General features: G+C 71.8%; 22 protein-coding genes. 15 read left to right on the forward strand and 7 right to left on the reverse strand.

Translation table 11 applies throughout. The features are described from left to right. The first annotated feature begins 76 nt into the window (after nucleotides 1–76). The 8 genes from SLINC_RS29330 (at nucleotide 77) to SLINC_RS29365 (ending at nucleotide 7803) form a co-directional block, all read left to right on the forward strand. Nucleotides 77–271, forward strand: a complete 195-nt coding sequence (locus tag SLINC_RS29330; protein ID WP_053749487.1) for a hypothetical protein — start codon at nucleotides 77–79, stop codon at nucleotides 269–271. Nucleotides 272–389: 118 nt separating this feature from the next. Further along, nucleotides 390–1262, forward strand: a complete 873-nt coding sequence (gene mshB / locus SLINC_RS29335) for an N-acetyl-1-D-myo-inositol-2-amino-2-deoxy-alpha-D-glucopyranoside deacetylase (RefSeq protein ID WP_067439041.1) — start codon at nucleotides 390–392, stop codon at nucleotides 1260–1262. Beyond that, a complete protein-coding gene (locus SLINC_RS29340; RefSeq protein WP_067439044.1) occupies nucleotides 1259–1675 on the forward strand; it encodes a DUF6113 family protein in 417 nt (138 codons plus the stop codon). The genes mshB and SLINC_RS29340 overlap by 4 nt, the downstream gene beginning before the upstream one ends. Before the next feature lie 158 nt (nucleotides 1676–1833). Next, the gene (locus SLINC_RS29345) at nucleotides 1834–4293 is read left to right on the forward strand and encodes a hypothetical protein (protein WP_067439047.1); all 2460 of its coding nucleotides are present in this window, start codon (nucleotides 1834–1836) and stop codon (nucleotides 4291–4293) included. A 90-nt stretch (nucleotides 4294–4383) separates the two neighbouring features. After that, nucleotides 4384–5295: an ABC transporter ATP-binding protein gene (locus SLINC_RS29350; RefSeq protein WP_067439050.1), complete on the forward strand. Its 912-nt coding sequence runs from the start codon at nucleotides 4384–4386 to the stop codon at nucleotides 5293–5295. Beyond that, nucleotides 5292–6032: an ABC transporter permease gene (locus tag SLINC_RS29355; protein WP_067439053.1), complete on the forward strand. Its 741-nt coding sequence runs from the start codon at nucleotides 5292–5294 to the stop codon at nucleotides 6030–6032. The genes SLINC_RS29350 and SLINC_RS29355 overlap by 4 nt, the downstream gene beginning before the upstream one ends. After that, nucleotides 6029–7189: a sensor histidine kinase gene (locus SLINC_RS29360; RefSeq protein ID WP_067439056.1), complete on the forward strand. Its 1161-nt coding sequence runs from the start codon at nucleotides 6029–6031 to the stop codon at nucleotides 7187–7189. Before SLINC_RS29355 ends, SLINC_RS29360 begins: the two co-directional genes overlap by 4 nt. Then, the gene (locus tag SLINC_RS29365; protein ID WP_067439059.1) at nucleotides 7186–7803 is read left to right on the forward strand and encodes a response regulator transcription factor; all 618 of its coding nucleotides are present in this window, start codon (nucleotides 7186–7188) and stop codon (nucleotides 7801–7803) included. The genes SLINC_RS29360 and SLINC_RS29365 overlap by 4 nt, the downstream gene beginning before the upstream one ends. Nucleotides 7804–7806: 3 nt before the next feature. Here the strand turns inward: SLINC_RS29365 and SLINC_RS29370 are convergent, their stop codons facing one another. Beyond that, entirely contained in the window at nucleotides 7807–8658 is an 852-nt protein-coding gene (locus tag SLINC_RS29370) for a transglutaminase family protein (protein WP_067439062.1), read from the reverse strand. A 32-nt stretch (nucleotides 8659–8690) separates the two neighbouring features. Then, nucleotides 8691–9704 (reverse strand): GNAT family N-acetyltransferase, encoded by a 1014-nt coding sequence (locus SLINC_RS29375; RefSeq protein WP_067439065.1) that lies wholly within the window; start codon nucleotides 9702–9704, stop codon nucleotides 8691–8693. A gap of 141 nt (nucleotides 9705–9845) precedes the next feature. On the opposite strand from SLINC_RS29375, the gene fdxA reads away from it, so the two are divergent. Next, nucleotides 9846–10163 (forward strand): ferredoxin, encoded by a 318-nt coding sequence (fdxA, locus tag SLINC_RS29380; RefSeq protein ID WP_007384503.1) that lies wholly within the window; start codon nucleotides 9846–9848, stop codon nucleotides 10161–10163. A gap of 111 nt (nucleotides 10164–10274) precedes the next feature. Next, nucleotides 10275–11366: a bifunctional succinyldiaminopimelate transaminase/glutamate-prephenate aminotransferase gene (locus tag SLINC_RS29385; protein WP_067439071.1), complete on the forward strand. Its 1092-nt coding sequence runs from the start codon at nucleotides 10275–10277 to the stop codon at nucleotides 11364–11366. A gap of 106 nt (nucleotides 11367–11472) precedes the next feature. Here the strand turns inward: SLINC_RS29385 and SLINC_RS29390 are convergent, their stop codons facing one another. Beyond that, entirely contained in the window at nucleotides 11473–11922 is a 450-nt protein-coding gene (locus tag SLINC_RS29390) for an ATP-binding protein (RefSeq protein ID WP_067439074.1), read from the reverse strand. A gap of 309 nt (nucleotides 11923–12231) precedes the next feature. Further along, a complete protein-coding gene (locus tag SLINC_RS29395; RefSeq protein ID WP_079164783.1) occupies nucleotides 12232–13203 on the reverse strand; it encodes a VldE C-terminal domain-containing protein in 972 nt (323 codons plus the stop codon). Between the two features lie 83 nt (nucleotides 13204–13286). Between SLINC_RS29395 and dapE the strand changes: the two genes are divergently transcribed. Continuing rightward, the gene (gene dapE, locus SLINC_RS29400; protein WP_067439080.1) at nucleotides 13287–14366 is read left to right on the forward strand and encodes a succinyl-diaminopimelate desuccinylase; all 1080 of its coding nucleotides are present in this window, start codon (nucleotides 13287–13289) and stop codon (nucleotides 14364–14366) included. 134 nt (nucleotides 14367–14500) lie between these two features. Beyond that, nucleotides 14501–15259 (forward strand): LOG family protein, encoded by a 759-nt coding sequence (locus SLINC_RS29405; protein ID WP_067439083.1) that lies wholly within the window; start codon nucleotides 14501–14503, stop codon nucleotides 15257–15259. Between the two features lie 123 nt (nucleotides 15260–15382). On the opposite strand, the gene folP is transcribed toward SLINC_RS29405, so the two are convergent. Further along, complete coding sequence (gene folP / locus SLINC_RS29410) at nucleotides 15383–16243, reverse strand: dihydropteroate synthase (RefSeq protein ID WP_067439086.1); 861 nt, start codon at nucleotides 16241–16243, stop codon at nucleotides 15383–15385. Between the two features lie 153 nt (nucleotides 16244–16396). Here folP and SLINC_RS29415 point away from each other — a divergent pair, with 153 nt between their 5' ends. Beyond that, nucleotides 16397–16744 (forward strand): DivIVA domain-containing protein, encoded by a 348-nt coding sequence (locus tag SLINC_RS29415; RefSeq protein ID WP_067439089.1) that lies wholly within the window; start codon nucleotides 16397–16399, stop codon nucleotides 16742–16744. Further along, nucleotides 16741–17322: a DNA-3-methyladenine glycosylase I gene (locus tag SLINC_RS29420; RefSeq protein ID WP_067439092.1), complete on the forward strand. Its 582-nt coding sequence runs from the start codon at nucleotides 16741–16743 to the stop codon at nucleotides 17320–17322. Before SLINC_RS29415 ends, SLINC_RS29420 begins: the two co-directional genes overlap by 4 nt. 59 nt (nucleotides 17323–17381) lie before the next feature. On the opposite strand, the gene chcB is transcribed toward SLINC_RS29420, so the two are convergent. Continuing rightward, nucleotides 17382–18173, reverse strand: coding sequence for a 2-cyclohexenylcarbonyl CoA isomerase (chcB, locus tag SLINC_RS29425; protein WP_067439095.1), 792 nt, complete (start codon nucleotides 18171–18173; stop codon nucleotides 17382–17384). Between the two features lie 376 nt (nucleotides 18174–18549). Here chcB and SLINC_RS29430 point away from each other — a divergent pair, with 376 nt between their 5' ends. Then, the gene (locus SLINC_RS29430; RefSeq protein WP_003966491.1) at nucleotides 18550–18717 is read left to right on the forward strand and encodes a DUF3117 domain-containing protein; all 168 of its coding nucleotides are present in this window, start codon (nucleotides 18550–18552) and stop codon (nucleotides 18715–18717) included. A 93-nt stretch (nucleotides 18718–18810) separates the two neighbouring features. Here SLINC_RS29430 and SLINC_RS29435 read toward each other — a convergent pair whose 3' ends face one another. Continuing rightward, a complete protein-coding gene (locus SLINC_RS29435; protein ID WP_079164784.1) occupies nucleotides 18811–19443 on the reverse strand; it encodes an O-methyltransferase in 633 nt (210 codons plus the stop codon). Nucleotides 19444–19496: the final 53 nt, after the last annotated feature.

Below are 19496 nucleotides of genomic sequence, written 5' to 3' on the forward strand. Positions count from 1 at the left end.
CCCAGATTTATCTGCCCCCATAGGTCCGTTCCCGTCCGACTCCCCACGTCCCTGGGTTCTTTGGAGGTGAGCCGCCGTGGCACTCTCGATTTCGGCGGTGGTGCTGCTGGCGATCGTCGTCTTCCTGCTGATCAAGAAATCAGGGCTGAAGGGCGGACATGCGGTCGTGTGCGTCCTGCTCGGCTTCTACTTGGCTTCGTCGACTGTCGCCCCGACGATCAGTGAGCTGACGACGAACATCGCGGGCATGATCGGCAGTATCAAGTTCTGACCCCGCGGCCGGGTACCCGACCGCGCACGGTACGAAACGGGTCCATGCCGCCGGCGACGGCGAGCGGCGTGGACCCGCTGCTGTGCCCGCCGCCGGTGCCGCCTCGTAGGGTGGGCCCATGACGGAACCACCCGCCCGGCGCCTCCTCCTGGTGCACGCGCACCCGGACGACGAGTCGATCAACAATGGCGCGACCATGGCCAGGTATGCGGCCGAGGGTGCCCGGGTGACGCTGGTCACCTGCACTCTCGGTGAGCACGGCGAGGTCATCCCGCCCGAGCTCGCGCACCTGAGCGGCCCCGCCCTCGGCGAGCACCGGCTGCGGGAGCTCGCGCGGGCGATGCGCGCGCTCGGTGTCGAGGACTTCCGTCAGCTGGGCGGGGCAGGCCGCTACCAGGACTCCGGGATGATGGGCCTGGCGGACAACGACGACCCCGCCTGCTTCTGGCAGGCGGACCTCGACGAGGCCGCCGCGTCGCTCGTCGAGGTGATCCGCGAGGTACGGCCGCAGGTCCTCGTCACCTACGACCCGAACGGCGGCTACGGCCACCCCGACCACATCCAGGCCCACCGCGTCGCCATGCGCGCCGCGGAACTCGCCGAGGAGGCCGGCCTGGGGATCGCCAAGATCTACTGGAACCGCGTCCCGTGCTCGGTGGCCGAGGAGGCCTTCGCGCGACTGGGACGGGAGCTGCCGGGGCTGCCCTTCGCCAAGGCGGCCGTCATCGACGACGTACCGGGTGTGGTCGACGACGAGCGGATCACCACCGAGATCGACGGCACCGCGTACGCCGCCGCCAAGGCCGCCGCGATGGGCGCGCACGCCACGCAGATCACCGTGGCCGAGCCCTACTTCCTGCTCTCCAACGAACTCGCGCAACCCCTGTTCACCACCGAGTACTACGAGTTGGTGCGCGGAGAACGGGCAGGCGAGAGGGAGACCGACCTGTTCGCCGGCATCCATGGAGCCGGTGTCGAGGAGGCGTCATGAGTGCCACGGACCGTTCTCCGATGCTGGCACAGCCGCTGCAACGCCCCTCCCTGGCGCGGGCCGCCCTCCACCTGGGGCTGCTGGTGCTGGGAGCCCTGGTCGGCGTGGCCGGGGCACTGGTGCAGGCCGGCTGGTTCCCGGGCGGGCTGCTCCTCGCGCTGGCCGGCGAGGCCGGGCTGCTGCTCGGCGGGGCGCGGGCCGCGGGCAGCCGGGGCGGGGCCGTCGCTCCCGCCGCCGGCTGGATGATCGCGGTCATCCTGCTCACCGCCAGCCGACCGGAAGGCGACTTCGTCTTCGCCGCGGAAAGCGGCTCCTACCTCTTCCTGCTCGGAGGTATGGCTGTCGCTGTGATCTGCGCCACCCTTGGCCCGGGGCGGCAACCGGGCGGCGACGGCGTCCGACTTGGCAAGTGACGTACCACTTCGCCTGACCGCGTCCGTGCGAGTCCCGTGTGGGTTTCCCCATCGGTCGTGGGATACGCGTGAGAAGTGGCCAGTATGGTGGTGCGCGCCGCCGAGTCGCCCGAGAGAGGTCGTAACGCGGGCGGCGGAGCCAACCGGGAGAACCTGCCTTGAGTCGTGAAACTGACACTCCGTCCTCCGGGCCCAACGGGCGCGGCGGAGCCGCATACCCCTCCGGCACGCCGCCGTACGGGACGCCCACGGTTCCCGACGGCGGTCCGGACGCGGGCCGTTCGGCCGCGCAGCCGGAGGAACGCAAGACCGAGACCACACTGACGACCCGGATCCGGATCAACATCCCCGGATCGCGGCCCATTCCGCCGGTCGTCGTGCGTCAGCCCGTCGGTGACACCGAGAGCACCGACGACACCGGCGCGGACGCCGGTCCGTCGACGCCGCCGGGTGCCGTCGCCTCCACGGGCACCGCCGAGGCGCCCGCCGAGCCCGGGCCCGGCGACGAGAAGACCAGCGACTGGTTCGCGCCGCGCAAGTCCGGCCCGGCCAAGGGCGGTCCGGGCGGCGGCTCCACCAACGGGGCCGGTCTGCCCACGGGTTCGGCGGGCGGCGCTCCCGCCGCGGGCGGTCCGGGCGCCGGTGCGCCCGGCGGCGCGCGTCCCGGTGCGGCGGGCGGTGCCCGGCCCGGTGGTGTGGTCGGTTCCATGAACGTGCCGGGCGGCTCCCGCCCGGGCGGTACGAACGGCTCGGGGCTGACCGGCGCCACCGGCGGCCCGGTGGCCCCCGGGCACGGCGGCGGCACCGGTTCCTTCGACGTGACCGAGGCGCTGGGCGGCTCCCGCCCCGGCCAGAACGGCACCGAACCGCGCCGCGACGAGCTGCCGTACTTCTCGGAGAACGGCGGCGGCCAGAACGGCCAGGGCCCGGCCGGCCAGAGCCCGCTGAGCGCCTACGACCAGGACCTCAGCGCGTACGGCGACCAGAACGGCCGGCCCGGCCAGAACGGCCAAAACGGCCAGAGCCCGTACGGGGGCCCCGACGAGCTCGGCGGCTTCAGCGGGCCGCACGGCCCCGCGGGCCCGACCGGCGGACCGGTCACCGGCGACGGCCCGATGGCCCCGCCCGCCGGCCCCGGCTCCGACCCCTTCGGTGGATCCCGCGACTTCAACGGCCCCGGCGCCTTCGCGGGCCCCGGAGGCCCGTCCGGCGGCCCCGCCGGTCCTGGGGGGACCAACCCCCTGGGCGGCCCCGGTGGCCCCGGCGTCCGTGGCCCCGGCGGCTCCGACCCGTTCGCCGGACCGGGCGGACCGGGCGGACCGGGCGCGCATGGCGGACCCAGCGGGCCGGGCGGCCCCGGTGTCCCGGGCCCCGCCCCCGGAGCCCACACCGCCGGCCTCGGCCCCGGTGGCGGTCTCAGCGACGACACCGCGATCCTCACCCCGCAGAAGCCGGCCCCCGAGCACGGCGGCGCGCACGGCTTCGGCGGCGCCGCGGACAACGTCTCCGGGCACACCGTCACCAGCGGCATCCCCGTCGTCCCGTCCGACCGCGGCGCGGCGTTCGGGTCCGGCGCGCCCGCCGACGGATCGACCACGCAGGCCACCCCCGTCTTCCCGGACCCGGCCGCGCAGAGCGCGCCCGCGGCGGCCCCCGCGCCCAAGAAGCCCAAGAAGAAGGGCCGCAGCAAGGTCGGCCTGCTCGTCGGCGGACTGATCGTGATCGGCGGTGGCGTCTACGGCGCCGGGCTGCTCATGAACCACTCCGACGTGCCCAAGGGCACCACCGTGTTCGGTGTCGAGATCGGCGGCGGCACCCGTGACGACGCCGTGGAGAAGCTCAACAAGACGTTCGACGTCCGGGTCAACAAGGACCTGAAGCTCTCGGTCGACGGCAAGACGGTCACGCTCAAGCCGGACCAGGCCGGGCTCCAGTTCGACATGGCGGCCACGGTGAGCACGGCCGCGCAGAGCGACTACAACCCGGTCTCCGTGGTCGGCTCGCTCTTCGGACAGCACCGGGTCGTGGAGCCGGTCATGCCGGTCGACCAGGAGAAGCTCCAGGCCGCCCTCCAGGACGCGGCGGGCGGTGCCGGTTCGGCGAGCGACGGCACGATCAAGTTCGAGTCCGGCAAGGCCGTCGCCGTGTACGGCAAGGCGGGCAAGGGCATCGACGTCGCCAGGTCGACCGCGGCGGTCGAGGAGGCGTACCGCACCCAGGTGGAGACCGGCTCGGCCCCCGCGGTGCCGCTCGCGACCACCACCAAGCAGCCGACGATCTCGAACGCCGAGGTCGACCGGATGATGAAGGAGTTCGCGGAGCCCGCGATGTCGGCCAACGTCGTCGTGGAGACCGACGCCGCGCACAGCATCCCGCTCGGTGCCCTGTCGCTGCCGAAGATCCTGGGCGTCAAGGCCGTCGACGGCAAGCTCGTGGAGACGTACAACCTCGAAGCGCTCAAGGCGGCGTACGGCACCACGTTCGACGGCGTGAAGGTCAAGACGGCGACCGGAGAGCGTGACGTCCTGCCGCAGGACGTCGTCAGCGTCCTGCGCAAGGCACTGCGCGGCAAGACGACGGCCGAGCGCACCGGAGTCATCGACACCAACCCGAGCTGACCCGCACGGAGTGCCGCATGACATCTGTCATGCGGCACTCCGGACGCCCGACACTGACCGCGCCCGCACCCCCGAGGCCACCATGGCCGTATGACTACGACACCCTCGGTGGTCGCGTTCGACCAGGTGAGCAAGGCATACGGCGAGGTCCGGGCCGTGGACGGTCTGACCCTGAGCCTGCGGGCGGGGGAGACCGTCGCGCTGCTGGGTCCCAACGGCGCCGGCAAGTCGACCACCCTCGATCTGCTGCTCGGGCTGAAGAACGCAGACAGCGGAACCGTCCGCCTCTTCGGCACCACCCCGCGTGAAGCGCTCGTCGCCGGGCGCGTGGGCGCCATGCTCCAGAGCGGCGGGCTGATGGACGAGGTGACGGTCGCGGAGCTGGTGCGGCTGGCCTGCGCCCTGCACCCGAAGCCTTATCCGGTCGCCGACGTGCTGTCCCGCGCGGGCATCGCCCAGCTCGCCGACCGCAAGGTCGACAAGCTCTCCGGCGGCCAGGCCCAGCGGGTGCGCTTCGCCCTCGCCACGGCCGGCGACAGCGACCTGATCGTCCTCGACGAGCCGACCACCGGCATGGACGTCACCACCCGCCAGGGCTTCTGGGCCACCATGCGCGAACAGGCCGACCAGGGCCGTACGGTCCTCTTCGCCACCCACTACCTGGAAGAGGCCGACGCGATCGCGGACCGGGTGCTGGTCCTGCACCGCGGCCGTCTCCTCGCCGACGGCACGGCCGCCGAGATCAAGGCGAAGGCGGGCGCCCGCCGGGTCTCCTTCGACCTGGAGGGCCCGATCGACGAGCCCGCGCTGCGCGGGCTGCCGTTCCTCACCACGATCGGGATCTCCGGCCGGACCGTCCGCATCCAGTCCTCCGACGCCGACGCGACCGTCCACGCCCTCTACGGCCTCGGCCTCCACCCGCGCAACCTCGAAGTCGCCGGGCTCGGCCTGGAGCAGGCCTTCGTCGCCATCACCACCGCCGAGGAGGCGAAGCAGCAGTGAAGGGCCTCATCAAGCTGGAACTCACCCGCGCCCTGCGCAACCGCAAGTTCCTGTTCTTCTCCGTGCTCTACCCGTCGGTCCTGTTCCTGCTCATCGCGGGCAGCGCCGACGGCACCCAGAAGGTCGACGGCACCGGCCTCACCGTGGCGACCTACATGATGGTCTCCATGGCCTCCTTCGGCGCCCTCACCGCCGTCCTGATGGGCAACAGCGAGCGCATCGCCAAGGAGCGGGAGACCGGCTGGGTGCGCCAGCTGAGACTGACCACGCTGCCGGGCCGCGGCTACGTCCTCGCCAAGACCGCCAGTGCCGCGGTCGTCAGCCTGCCGTCCATCGTCGTGGTCTTCGCCGTCGCCGCGAGCGTGAAGGACGTACGGCTGGACGCCTGGCAGTGGCTCGCCCTCACCGGCGCGATCTGGGCCGGCAGCCTCGTCTTCGCCGCCCTCGGTGTCGCGATCGGCTACCTAGCGAGCGGGGACGCGGTCCGCCCGATCACGATGATCACCTACTTCGGGCTGTCCATCCTCGGCGGCCTGTGGATGCCCACGACGACCTTCCCGTCCTGGCTCCAGGACATCGCGGAGTGGGTGCCCACCCACGCGTACGCTGCCCTGGGACAGGCCATCGAGCAGAGCCAGGCCCCGCATGCCAAGGACATCGCCGTCCTCGCCGTCTTCTTCGCCCTCTTCACCGGCGGCGCGGCCTGGCTGTACCGGAAGGACACGCTGAAGGCGTGAGCAGCGTCGGCATCGGGCAACGCCCGCAGAACCGCAGGCAGAAGGCCGTCAAGTTCTTCTGGATCGGCATCTGGCTCGCCTACCTCAGTGCGCCCGTGAACGACCTGCTGCACGGCGGGCACAGTGACGGCGTCCAGGTCCTCGGCTGGATCGGCCTGGTCGCCTTCGTCGCCTGGTACCTGGCCCTGGTCTTCCGCACCGGACGCGGCGAGACCAACGGCCTGGTGTTCGGCTCGCTGGCGGTCCTCGCCGCCCAGTCGTCCGTCCTGTCCCTCACCCTGGGCCGTGAGTGGCTGGTGCTGTTCGTGTACGTGTCGATCTGCTCCGGTGCCGCGCTCCCCTTCCACCTCGCCCGCTGGACGATCCCGGCCGCGTCCGCGCTGCTGACCGGGCTCGCCTTCGTGATCCCCGGCGGCACGTCGTTCCTGGGCGGACTGCTCCTGCCGGCCCTCCTCGGCGGCTTCGCCATGACCGGCGTACGCGAGATCATCCGTACGAGCATCGAGTTGCGCGAGGCCCGCGCCACCGTCGCCCAGCTCGCCGCCAACGAGGAGCGTCTGCGCCTCGCCCGCGACCTGCACGACCTGCTCGGCCACTCCCTCTCCGTCATCACCCTGAAGAGCGAACTCGCCGGCCGCATGCTCCCCGACCATCCCGACCGGGCGGCCCAGCAGGTCGCCGACATCGAACAGGTCAGCCGCCAGGCCATGGTGGACGTCCGTGAGGCCGTCACCGGCTACCGCCGCCCCCGTCTGGCCACCGAACTCGCGGGCGCCAGGGTCGCGTTGACGGCGGCGGGTGTGACCGCCGAACTGCCCGCCGAACCCGACCTCACCGGCGTCCCCGAGCAGAGCGAGTCCGCCCTCGCCTGGGCGCTGCGCGAGGCGGTCACCAACGTCGTACGGCACAGCGGCGCCCGGCGCTGCGCGGTGGACCTCGTCCGGCACCAGACCCTGGACGGCCCGCTCCTGGAACTCCGCGTCGAGGACGACGGCTCGGGGAGTCCGGGCAGCGGTCCCGGCAACGGCCTGACCGGCCTCACCGAACGCCTGGAGAAGGCCGGCGGCACCCTGGAGGCGGGCGGCACCCGACAGGGCTTCCGCCTGGTCGCCCGGGTGCCGGCGGGCTCCGCGGCCGACGTAGGATCCGCCCCATGACCAGCCGCACGATCAGGGTCCTGCTCGCCGAGGACCAGTCGATGGTCCGCGAGGCCCTCGCCGCCCTGCTCGGCCTGGAGGACGACATCGAGGTCGTCGCCCAAGTGGCCCGCGGCGACGAGGTCCTGGCCGCCGCCCACGCCCACGACGTGGATGTGGCCCTCCTCGACATCGAGATGCCGGGCGCGACGGGCATCGAGGCCGCCGCCCGGCTCCACAAGGAACTCCCGGCCCTCAAGCTGGTCGTCCTCACCACCTTCGGCCGCCCCGGCTACCTCCGCAGCGCCATGGAGGCCGGCGCCGACGCCTTCCTCGTCAAGGACGCCCCCGCCGCCCAACTGGCCGAAGCGGTGCGCAAGGTACTGGCGGGAGAGCGGGTCATCGACCCGACCCTGGCGGCAGCGGCCCTCGCGGAGGGCGCCAACCCCCTGACCGACAGGGAACGCGAGGTCCTCAGGGCGGCCGAGGACGGCTCCACCAACGCCGAACTGGCCACCGCCCTGCACCTGTCCCAGGGCACGGTACGGAACTATCTCTCCACCGCGATCCAGAAGCTGGCGGTCCGCAACAGGGCGGAGGCGGTCCGCATCGCGCGCGAGAAGGGCTGGCTGTAGGCGTCAGTTCAACATCGAGCGCGCCGCATGGGCCTGCCGCCGCACCCGAGCCGCCGCGGCCTCGTCCACCCCGCCCACCACCTCGGCGTACGCCTCCAACTCCGAGGCACCCGCCAGGAAATCGCCCCGCTGCACCAGCAACTGCGCCCGCTCGTACCGCAACCGCGCGGGATGCGACGGCAGCAGCAGCGACAACTCGACGGCCCACAACGCCACATCCGAGCGTTCCGGCCGGGCCGCGGCCCACGCCCGCACGTTGTTCAGGATCCGCAGCACCACCTCCAAAGGCTCCGCGGGACCGAGCATCGAGGGATCCAGCGCGGCCCCCGTCGCCCCCGCGACCAGCAACTGGGCATCGCCCCCGGTCAACACCCGCCCCCCGTCGAACGGATCGGCCAGCACCTGCTCCTCCGGCGGCCCGAACCCGACCACGAAGTGCCCCGGCAGCGCCACCCCGTACACCGGAGCCCCCGCCCTGCGCGCGACCTCCATCCACACCACGGACAGCAGGATCGGCAGCCCGCGCCTGCGCCGCAGCACCTCGTGCAGCAGCGAGGACTCCAGCCGCTGGTAGTCGACGGGCGCCCCGCGGAAACCACAGCGGTCGCCCAGCAGCTCCCGCAGTGCCACCGCCCAGGACCGCGGCCCGCCGGGCCGGAACGGCAGCTGTCCGGCCAGCTCGTCCAGTTCGATCTGCGCCGCGTCCAGCCCGGCCTCGTCCAGCGTCCCGTCCGCCTGAGCGCCGACCAGCAGGCACAGCGCCGACAGGTCGGGCCGCTCGGAGCGCGCCTCTTCGGCGAACCGCCTCCTCAACTCGGCGGACCGTTCGGGCGGCGGGGGCTGGGGGGTACGCATAGCTGGCTCGTGCCCTTTCACGGCGATCGCTACTACCGCGCCTCGCCGGAGACCACCGGCTCGCGATAGTGGTGGTACGCGTGATGCGCCGTGAACCCCATGCCGGTGTACAGGGCCCGCGCGCCCTCATTGTCCGCCTCCACCTGGAGCCACGCGGCCGACGCGCCCTCGTCCAGCGCCCGGAGGGCCAACGCGGCCATCACCCGGGAGGCGAGCCCCTGTCGCCGGAGCGCGGGATCCACTTCGACGGCGGCGAAACCGGCCCACCGCCCGTCCACGACACACCGCCCGATGGCGGCGGGTGCGCCCCCGTCCTCGGACGGCACCGTCGCGAACCACACCGAAGGCCCGCTCCCCAGCACCCGCAGCGCCACCTCGCTCACCCCCTTGCGCTGGTAGCGCGCGAGCCAGGCCTCGTCCGCCTCCCGGGACAGCACCACCCCGGTGGCCCCGGCCCGGTCCGCGACGGGCGCCAGCCCTCCGGTCCACAGCTCCGCGGTCACCTCCCGCACCCACTCCCGGCGCTCCAGCTCCGCGCACAACAGCTCCTGCGTGCCCTCGGCGCCGGTGGCGGTCTGCACCCGGGCGGGCAGACCACGATCGCCGTACCACCGCCGTACGACGGTGAGGGCCTCGTCGAGGGGCAGCCCCGGGGCGCCGAGCGGCAGCACCGAGTTGGCCCGCCGGGTGAATCCGCCGGCGGCCCGCAGCTCCCACTCCCCGAGCCGTTCGCTCTCCACCGGCCGCCAGGCCCGCGAGGCGACCGGGGCCAGTTCCGCGTACGAGGCCGCGGGACCCCGGCGACGGGCCGGCTCGGCGGGCACGACCTTGCCCGCGACCAGCGCGGATTCCGGAATGCGGACGCTTCGGCCGTCCCGTCGCGTGATCAGCAGCACACCGTCGTCCCATGATGTGAGAACACCCACCGTGTCGGTGAACTTCTCGTGCGTGACTCCAGGCTCCGTCAAGCGGCGGACGGAGACCCGTTTACCCACGTCAGCTGCGGAGATACGCACCTCAAGGCGTCCCGTCACAGAGATTTCCACAGGTCAGTTCACCCCTCCTGTTCGGATCATGCCCAGGAACGGAGATACTAGGGGCGGGCATCGACGACGCCGCGCTCCCGCGCGCGAGGCGGCGGAAGCCTGAGGAGGCCCGCCAGCGCCCTATCGAGGAGGAACGACAGCGTGACCTACGTCATCGCGCAGCCTTGTGTCGACGTGAAGGACAAGGCCTGCATCGAGGAGTGCCCGGTCGACTGCATCTACGAGGGCTCCCGGTCCTTGTACATCCACCCGGACGAATGCGTCGACTGTGGCGCCTGTGAGCCGGTCTGCCCGGTTGAGGCGATCTTCTACGAGGACGACACCCCGGATGAGTGGAAGGACTACTACAAGGCGAACGTCGAGTTCTTCGACGAGCTCGGTTCGCCCGGTGGCGCCAGCAAGCTGGGTCTGATCGAGCGGGACCACCCGTTCATCGCCGCACTGCCGCCGCAGGCCTGATCATCCGGCACCCCCAGGCGTGCCGCCTCGGTCCCGTACGGCCTGATCGCACCGATCACCCCGTACGGGACCGAGGCGTTTGCCGTACGACCCGAAAGTGAGCCCGACCGCGTGTCCGTAGTCTCCGACCGCCTGCCCACCTTCCCCTGGGACAAGCTGGCGCCGTACAAGCAGAGGGCCGGCGCGCACCCCGGCGGCATCGTCGACCTGTCCGTCGGCACCCCCGTCGACCCGGTCCCCGACCTGATCCAGAAGGCGCTCGTGGACGCGGCGGACTCCCCGGGCTACCCGACGGTCTGGGGCACTCCGGCGCTGCGCGACGCGATCACGGGCTGGGTGGAGCGCCGGCTGGGCGCGCGCGAGGTCACCCACCGGCACGTGCTGCCGATCGTGGGTTCCAAGGAGCTCGTCGCGTGGCTCCCCACCCAGCTGGGCCTCGGCCCCGGCGACCGGGTCGCTTACCCGCGCCTGGCCTACCCGACCTACGAGGTGGGCGCCCGGCTGGCCCGCGCGCAGTACGAGGTCTACGACGACCCGACGGAGCTGGACCCCGAGGGCCTGAAGCTGCTCTGGCTGAACTCCCCGTCGAACCCCACGGGCCGGGTCCTGTCCAAGGAGGACCTCACCCGGATCGTGGCCTGGGCCCGGTCGCACGGCATCCTGCTCTTCTCCGACGAGTGCTACCTGGAGCTGGGCTGGGAGGCCGACCCGGTCTCGGTCCTGCACCCGGACGTCAACGGCGGCTCGTACGACGGCATCGTGGCGGTCCACTCCCTGTCCAAGCGCTCGAACCTGGCCGGGTACCGCGCGGCCTTCCTGGCGGGCGACCCGGCCGTCCTGGCGCCCCTGCTGGAGATCCGCAAGCACGGCGGCATGATGACGCCGATGCCGACCCAGGCGGCCGTCGTGGCGGCCCTGGGCGACGACACCCACGTCCGCGAACAGCGGGAGCGCTACGCCGCCCGCCGTGTCCTCCTGCGCGAGGCCCTGCTCTCCCACGGCTTCCGCATCGAGCACAGCGAGGCCAGCCTCTACCTCTGGGCCACCCGCGACGAGTCCTGCTGGGACACCGTCGCCCACCTCGCCGACCTCGGCATCCTGGTGGCCCCGGGCGACTTCTACGGCACGGCGGGCGACAGGTTCGTCCGCGTGGCCCTGACGGCTTCGGACGAGCGGGTCAGGGCGGCCGTGGACCGTCTGTGACCGTGCACTTTCTGTGATCGTGGGCAGGACTGCCCACGACACGACGACGGGGCCCAGGGAGTGATCCCTGGGCCCCGTCGCCGTGTAGCCGGGCTGTGAACCTGTGTCAGCCGAGCGGGAGGCTCTTGACCGGCAGCTGGTCGGCGGCCGGCAGCCCGCCCTTGGTCAGGGAGTCCGTCGGCAGTCCGCCCTTCGTCGCCGTGGACGTCGTGTCACCGACGATGTCACCGGCCGAGCCCGCCGCGTCACCCGCCGTCTTCTGCGCCGCCGGCGTCGCCTTCTTCACGGCCTTGCCGCTGGTCTTGCCCGCGGCGGGCACCGCCTTCTGGACCGTCTTGCCGCCGGTCTCGCCCGCGGTTCCGGTCAGGTTCTGCGCGGCACCGTCGACGGTGTTGCCGACGCTCGCCCCGTCCAGGGCGGTCAGTCCGCCGAGGTTCGGGGTGGCCGGCAGCGAGGGGGCCGCACTGGCGGAGCCGGCCGCACCGACCCCGGCAGCCGCTCCCGCAGCGACGAGCAGCGCGGCACGGGCGATCCGTCGGGTCAGGGGGAGGGACATGGTGCTCCTTTGACGGAGGAAACGATCTCGGACGCAGTGACTACCGCTCGAAGCCCCGGAAGGTTGCGGCGGCCCAACGTAAAGAGTTGGTAATGCGTCGCATTATCAGCTGCGGATAAAATCGGGCAAAAAGCGCCCGGTTCGGCCGTCCGTCGAATGCTTGCAGCCCTGTGTTTTCAAGGGTTCCGGCGGATACGGGAGTGACAGGGCGAAAACCTGCGCACACCCGCGCCCGAATCCGCCGGACGTAGCCCGTCCGGGTGACCTCCCGTACGGCTGCCCGAACTGCTGCTCGTACTCCTGCCCGTACTACTGCGCCGTCACGATGCGGACGGCGCCCGTGTTCCGCTCCGCCCCCGCGGTCCCGGCCCCCGTGCCGGTCGGGCGCCACTGGCTGTCGGTGTTCCCGGCCGTCCACTGCCGCCCGGCGTACGTGACCCGCTCGATGCGCAGCGCGGAGGCGTTGGCCACCGCCCAGTGCGCCAGCTGCCAGCCGCGCTGTTCCAGGGTGCGGCCGGAGCCGGGGGTGGTGTCGGCGGTCACGGGCAGCGTCACGGTCCGCCCGTCACCCGCGTCCGCGGAGGGTGCCGGCGACTCCGCGGCACCCACCTCGGCGGCGGCCGTGTCCAGCACGTCCCGCCCGAAGTCCCGTACGAGGGCGGAGCGCACCGCGTCCGCACCGGCGGCCTGCGCGGTGCCCGGGCGCCCGGCGCAGGTCAGTGTGGCCGCCGACTCCCCGGTGAGGGCGGCGGCGAGCAGCGTGGCGTCCGGCTCGTGCTTCGCGTACGCCGTCGGGAAGCCGCTGCGCTGCACCCGCTGTGCGGCCACGGTCAGCGGAAGGTCCTGGTAGTCGCGGACCTTGGCGAGGTGCTCGTAGAAGAGGTTCGCCGAGTACGTCGGGTCCATGATCTCCTTCGGCGTGCCCCAGCCCTGCGAGGGCCGCTGCTGGAACAGGCCGAGCGAGTCACGGTCGCCGTGGCTGATGTTGCGCAGCGCCGACTCCTGGAGCGCGGTGGCCAGCGCGATCGTCACGGCCCGCTCCGGCATCCCGCGCCCGGTGCCGACGGCGGCGATCGTCGCCGCGTTCACCGCCTGCTCGGGCGTGAACTCGTACGTCTTGCCCGCTCCCGTGCCCGAGACGACTCTGCATCCCGGGGCACCTCCTCCGCCCGTCACGTACTGAACCACCAGGTAACCGGCGACAGCGCACAGGACCACGAAGGCCGCCCCGCAACGGAAGAGGCGGCCACGACGCTTGGAAGGAGGGGACTGCTCTGGCATCCGCACAAGATACTGGAGAGTACGGAGTCAGGTGCGCCGGGTGGGAAAGTCGGTGCCCAGTGACGGGCATTAGGGTCGGCAGTATGGCTGACACCCCCCTTGACCTCACCCTGGACGCCGCGCGGCTGACCGCGCAGCTCGTCGACTTCCCCTCCGTGAGCGGCACCGAGAAGCCCCTCGCGGACGCGATCGAGACCGCGCTGCGCGCCCTTCCGCATCTGACGGTCGACCGGTACGGCAACAACGTCGTGGCCCGGACGAACCTCGGCCGTCCGGAGCGGGTCATCCTCGCCGGCCATATCGACACCGTCCCCATCGCGGCCAACGTCCCCTCCCGGCTGGACGACGAGGGGTACCTGTGGGGGTGCGGCACCTGCGACATGAAGTCCGGGGTGGCGGTGCAGCTGCGCATCGCGGCGACCGTGCCGTCCCCGAACCGCGACCTCACCTTCGTGTTCTACGACAACGAGGAGGTCACCGCGGACCTCAACGGCCTCAAGCACCTGTCGGAGGCTCATCCGCAGTGGCTGGAGGGCGACTTCGCGGTCCTGCTGGAGCCGACCAACAACCAGGTCGAGGGCGGCTGTCAGGGCACTCTCAGGATGTTCCTGAAGTTCACGGGCGAGCGGGCGCACTCCGCGCGCGCGTGGATGGGCTCCAACGCCATCCACGCCGCCGCGCCGGTCCTCGCCAAGCTCGCCGCGTACGTGCCGCGCAAGCCGGTCGTGGACGGCCTGGAGTTCCACGAGGGCCTCAACGCCGTACGCATCGAGGGCGGTGTCGCCACCAACGTCATCCCGGACGCCTGCACGGTCGTCGTCAACTTCCGTTACGCGCCCGACCGCAGCGAGGAGGAGGCCGAGGCATTCGTGCGGGAGTACTTCGCGGACTGCGGCGTCGACGAGTTCGTCGTCGACGACCACACCGGCGGCGCCCGCCCCGGCCTGAACCACCCGGCCGCGCAGGCCTTCATGGCGGCCGTCGGCGGCGAGGCCTTCCCCAAGTTCGGCTGGACGGACGTGGCCCGCTTCAGCTCGCTGGGCGTGCCCGCGGTGAACTACAGCCCGGGGGAGCCGCTGCTGGCCCACAAGGTCGACGAGCGGGTGAAGGCGTCCCTGATCCCGGTGGCCGAGGAGCGCCTCAAGGCGTGGCTGACGTCATGATCCCGGATTGATCTCGGGGTGATCCCGGCGGGTGTGTGTGACGGCGCTTCATGGCGGACATGCCTATGTCCCCCGTCCGTAACCCGCGTGGATCTAGGCTGAAGTCGAAAGACCCGAAAGCGGAGGGAGCGCACATGGCTACAGGCAACCCGGAGGGCGCGCAGCAGCCACCGGAGGAGAAGCGCCTGGGACCGGTCCTCCGCAGGCGCGGCCAGGTCCAGGCGAGCACGACCGACCAGCGGCTGCTGGACGCGGGCGGCCCGTCCGACTGGGTCCACACCGACCCCTGGCGCGTCCTGCGCATCCAGTCCGAGTTCATCGAGGGCTTCGGCACGCTCGCCGAACTCCCGCCCGCCATCAGCGTGTTCGGCTCGGCGCGGACACCGGCGGACTCACCCGAGTACGAAGCGGGCGTACGGCTCGGCCGCGGCCTGGTCGAAGCGGGCTTCGCCGTCATCACCGGCGGCGGTCCCGGCGCCATGGAGGCCGCCAACAAGGGCGCCTGCGAGGCGCAGGGCATCTCCGTCGGCCTCGGCATCGAGCTCCCCTTCGAGCAGGGGCTCAACCCCTACGTCGACATCGGGCTCAACTTCCGGTACTTCTTTGTGCGAAAAATGATGTTTGTCAAGTACGCACAAGGCTTCGTGGTGCTGCCTGGCGGCCTCGGCACCCTCGACGAACTCTTCGAGGCCCTCACCCTCGTCCAGACCCAGAAGGTCACCCGCTTCCCCATCGTCCTCTTCGGCAGCGAGTACTGGGGCGGCCTCATCGACTGGCTCAAGAACACCCTGATCGCCCAGGGCAAGGCCTCCGAGAAGGACCTGCTCCTCTTCCACGTCACGGACGACGTGGACGAGGCGGTGGCGTTGGTGTCCAAGGAGGCGGGGCGCTAGCGCGGGGCATCCATGAACGCCGGACGGGCTGAAAAATCCAGCCCCTCCGGCGTTTGAGGAGCGGGGTCTGGGGCGGAGCCCCAGAAAGATGGGACGGGTAGGGGCGGCGGGGGCGAGAAAGGCCTACGCCAGCCCCCGCCGGGCGACAGCCGGAGGCCGATGCCCAGCGATGGAAGCCACCATGTCCAGCACCTGCCGCGTCTCGGCGACCTCATGCACCCGGTACACCTGCGCCCCCAGCCACGCCGACACAGCCGTCGTCGCCAGCGTCCCCACCACCCGCTCCTTCACCGGCTTGTCCAACGTCTCCCCCACGAAGTCCTTGTTGGACAGCGACACCAACACCGGCCACCCCGTCTCCACCATCTCCCCGAGCCGTCGAGTCGCCTCCAGACTGTGCCGCGTGTTCTTCCCGAAGTCGTGCCCGGGATCGATCAGCACCGACTCCCGCGGCACCCCGAGCGACACGGCCCGCTCGGCCAGCCCCACCGTCACCCGCAGGATGTCGGCCATGACGTCGTCGTACGTCACCCGGTGCGGCCGGGTCCGCGGCTCCGCACCACCCGCGTGCGTGCACACCAGCCCCACCCCGTACCGCGCGGCGACCTCCGCGAGACCCGGATCCACCCCACCCCACGCGTCGTTCAGCAGATCCGCCCCGGCCTCGCACACCGCCTCACCGACCGAGGCCCGCCAGGTGTCCACGCTGATGACGACATCGGGGAAGCGCCGCCGCACCTCGGCCACGAAACCGACGGTCCGCCGCGCCTCCTCCTCGGCGGACACCTCCTCGCCCGGTCCGGCCTTGACCCCGCCGATGTCGATGACGGCGGCGCCCTCGGCCACCGCCTGCTCCACGCGCGCGAGGGCGGGCTCGTCGCGGAAGGTCGCCCCCTGGTCGTAGAAGGAGTCGGGGGTGCGGTTCACGATCGCCATGATCACCGGCTCATGAGCGCCGAATTCACGCCTGCCCAGCCTGAGCATCCCCTGCGACCTCACTTCGTACGTCCCGCGTCTTCGGCGTCTGTGACCGCCTGCGACCCTAACTGTCAGACTCGCATGGCACGATCGGACCCTGACACATCCGACGCCGGCGGCCGGCCGCCGGCACCGACCATGGGGACCTCAGCGATGGTTATGTTCTTGTTCCTGGTCATCGCACTCGCGGTCGTGGTCGCCGCGGTGACGCTCGCCGTGGTGGGCGGCGGCGAGGGCGACGGTCCGCTGCCCGAGGTGGCCCCCGAGCAGCTCCAGGACCCGCTGCCCCCGGACCGCCCGGTCAACCGCGCGGACATCGAGAGCCTGCGCTTCCCGCTCGCCGCCCGCGGCTACCGCATGGCGGACGTCGACGACGCCCTCGGCCGCCTCGGCGCGGAACTCGCCGAGCGGGACGCCCGTATCGCCGACCTGGAGTCCGCCCTGGCCGGCGCACGGACCGCGGCCCACCTCTCCATGGAGAAGCAAGCCGAGGAGGACCACCAGTGAGCGACGGAGCCGCCCTCGCCGGCCCGGACGGCGCGCTGCGCTGCCCCTGGGCCCTGTCCACCCCGGACTACGTGGCGTACCACGACGCGGAGTGGGGCCGCCCGGTCCACGGCGACGACGCCCTCTACGAACGACTCAGCCTGGAGGCCTTTCAGTCCGGCCTCTCCTGGATCACCATCCTCCGCCGCCGCGAGGGCTTCCGCGCCGCCTTCGCCGGCTTCGAGATCGCCAAGGTCGCCACCTTCACGGACGCCGACGCCGACCGCCTCCTCACCGACACCGGCATCATCCGCAACCGGGCCAAGATCGACGCCACCCTCGCCAACGCCCGGGTCCTGGCCGACTGGTCCCCGGGCGAGCTGGACGACCTGATCTGGTCCCACGCCTCGGCTCCGGGCCCCGCCCCGGCCACCCTCGGGGATGTTCCGGCGGTCACTCCCGAGTCGACGGCCCTGTCCAAGGCCCTGAAGAAGCGGGGCCTGCGCTTCGTCGGCCCGACCACGGCGTACGCCTTGATGCAGGCGTGCGGCCTGGTCAACGACCACTTGGGAACGTGCGTGGCCAGAGACGCACCTTAGGGGCGCGGGGAACTGCGCGCTCAGCCCCCCACACACACCCGCACTCCGCGACGGCGAAGTCACCGCCCCAAATACTTCGGCGTCTCCTTGTTCACAAAGGCCCGCACAGCAATCGCATGGTCCTCCGAGGCCCCCGCCCGGGTCTGCAACTCGTCCTCCTTCTCCAGCGTCTGAGCCAGAGAGTGCGAGGACCCGAAAGCCACGGACTCCTTGATCGCCCCGTAGGCCACCGTCGGCCCCCCGGCCAACGCCCGCGCCACCTTCGACGCCTCGGCGTGCAGATCGGCCGCCGGCACGAGCCGGTTCGCGATCCCCCACTCGTACGCCTCCTGCGCCTTGACGGTCCGGGGAAAGAGCAGCAGATCGGCGGCCCGGCCCGGCCCCACCACCCGCGGCAGCGTCCACGAGATGCCGGAGTCCGCCGTCAGCGCCACACCCGCGAACGACGTGTTGAAGCCGGCCGTGTCCGCCACCACCCGGTAGTCGGCGGCCAGCGCCAGCCCGAACCCGGCCCCCGCCGCGACCCCGTTCACCCCGGCCACCACCGGCTTCGGCATCTCCGTCAGCGCCCGCACGACCGGGTTGTAGTGCTCCCTGACGGTGCTCATGACCTGCTGCGAGCCCTCCGCCAGCAACCCGATGTGCTCCTTGAGGTCCTGGCCCACACAGAACGCCCGGTCACCGGCGGCGGTGAGCAGGACGGCCCGTACCGCGTCATCGGTGGCGGCGGCCTGTACCGCGTCCCGCAGGGCGACCTTCGTCGCGATGTTGAGCGCGTTCATCGCCTCCGGACGGTTCAGCGTGATCGTCGCGAGTCCGTCGCTCAGCTCGTACAGCACGGTGTCGGCCATGGCGTGTCCCCTCCGGTGTGCCCGTTCGGACGTACCGGTCAGTACGTCCATGTGTCCGAAGACAGCATGGCGGAGATCGCCGCCGGGGACCGCACCGGACGTGTGACCTGCGTCAAAGAATTCCGTGCGGTATTCGGGCGCCGGAACTCCACGCGGCGGCGCAGTATCGCAGTCACATCGCCGAATTGAGTGGTTTTGCTCGCGCGCGTTGCCCAAGCGATGCCGACTGATGTTGGTCATCGGGTCCTGAGATGCGGGATAATGGCCTGGAAGCAATGTGTTCGATGCCGGTGTCGCGTGTCCCACTCCAGGAGCACGCGTGCCCTCCAGGGCTGTCGGCTTTGACTATGAGCTGGTTTCAGGAAGGGGAACGAGCATGGCGGCCATGAAGCCGCGGACGGGCGATGGCCCGCTCGAGGTGACCAAGGAGGGGCGGGGCATCGTCATGCGCGTTCCGCTCGAAGGCGGCGGTCGGCTCGTCGTCGAGCTGACCCCTGACGAGGCCGACGCGCTGGGCGACGCCCTCAAGAAGGTCGTCGGCTGACGCGGAAGCGACCATACCCTTTCGGCCGTCCGGGCACCGTACGCGGTGCCCGGACGGTTTTTTCGGGCCTGTTCACCGTCTACGACGGTCCGCTCAGCGCTTGACCGCGCACAGCAGGCCGTCGCCCACCGGCAGCAGGGACGGCACCAGTTCCTGACTCTCGCGCACCGCGCGCAGCAGCTCGCGCAGTCGCAGGACCTCGGTCGGCTGCGGGCCCGAATCCACCGTCCGGCCGTTCGCGAAAACGCCCTCGAACACGACCAGGCCACCCGGACGCAGCAGGCGCAACGATTCAGCGAGATAGTCCAGGAACTCCAGGCGATCGCCGTCGCAGAAGACCAGGTCGTAGCCCGCGTCCGCGAGCCGGGGCAGCACGTCCAGGGCGCGGCCCGGGATGAAGCGGGCCCGGTTGCTGGCGAAACCGCAGGCGCGAAAGGCCTGGCGGGCGAACTGCTGGTGCTCCGGCTCCGGGTCGACCGTGGTCAGGACGCCGTCCGGGCGCATGCCGTGCAGCAGATGGATCCCGGACACGCCGGTCCCGGTGCCGATCTCGGCGACCGCCTTGGCGTCCACGGAGGCGGCCAGCAACCGCAGCGCCGCGCCCGTGCCGGGCGACACCGAGCGCAGGCCCGCCTCACGAGCCCGGTCACGGGCCCAGTGCAGCACCTCGTCCTCGGCGACGTAGGCGTCGGCGAACGCCCAGCTCGTCTGCCGGTTGCCGGTAATGGCCCTCTCCTTGCCCCGTGGTTGCCTGGGCGTGACTGTATCCGTTGGTGCCG

Source organism: Streptomyces lincolnensis, from assembly GCF_001685355.1.
In the GTDB taxonomy this organism is placed as follows: domain Bacteria; phylum Actinomycetota; class Actinomycetes; order Streptomycetales; family Streptomycetaceae; genus Streptomyces; species Streptomyces lincolnensis.

What these genes read in the sequence shown, in the direction of transcription:
- mshB (WP_067439041.1), top strand. Translation starts at nt 390, where the DNA reads ATGACGGAACCACCCGCCCGGCGCCTCCTCCTGGTGCACGCGCACCCG.
- SLINC_RS29340 (WP_067439044.1), top strand. Translation starts at nt 1,259, where the DNA reads ATGAGTGCCACGGACCGTTCTCCGATGCTGGCACAGCCGCTGCAACGC.
- SLINC_RS29350 (WP_067439050.1), top strand. Translation starts at nt 4,384, where the DNA reads ATGACTACGACACCCTCGGTGGTCGCGTTCGACCAGGTGAGCAAGGCA.
- SLINC_RS29365 (WP_067439059.1), top strand. Translation starts at nt 7,186, where the DNA reads ATGACCAGCCGCACGATCAGGGTCCTGCTCGCCGAGGACCAGTCGATG.
- SLINC_RS29370 (WP_067439062.1), bottom strand. Translation starts at nt 8,658, where the DNA reads ATGCGTACCCCCCAGCCCCCGCCGCCCGAACGGTCCGCCGAGTTGAGG.
- SLINC_RS29390 (WP_067439074.1), bottom strand. Translation starts at nt 11,922, where the DNA reads ATGTCCCTCCCCCTGACCCGACGGATCGCCCGTGCCGCGCTGCTCGTC.
- SLINC_RS29395 (WP_079164783.1), bottom strand. Translation starts at nt 13,203, where the DNA reads ATGCCAGAGCAGTCCCCTCCTTCCAAGCGTCGTGGCCGCCTCTTCCGT.
- dapE (WP_067439080.1), top strand. Translation starts at nt 13,287, where the DNA reads ATGGCTGACACCCCCCTTGACCTCACCCTGGACGCCGCGCGGCTGACC.
- SLINC_RS29405 (WP_067439083.1), top strand. Translation starts at nt 14,501, where the DNA reads ATGGCTACAGGCAACCCGGAGGGCGCGCAGCAGCCACCGGAGGAGAAG.
- folP (WP_067439086.1), bottom strand. Translation starts at nt 16,243, where the DNA reads ATGCTCAGGCTGGGCAGGCGTGAATTCGGCGCTCATGAGCCGGTGATC.
- SLINC_RS29415 (WP_067439089.1), top strand. Translation starts at nt 16,397, where the DNA reads ATGTTCTTGTTCCTGGTCATCGCACTCGCGGTCGTGGTCGCCGCGGTG.
- chcB (WP_067439095.1), bottom strand. Translation starts at nt 18,173, where the DNA reads ATGGCCGACACCGTGCTGTACGAGCTGAGCGACGGACTCGCGACGATC.
- SLINC_RS29430 (WP_003966491.1), top strand. Translation starts at nt 18,550, where the DNA reads ATGGCGGCCATGAAGCCGCGGACGGGCGATGGCCCGCTCGAGGTGACC.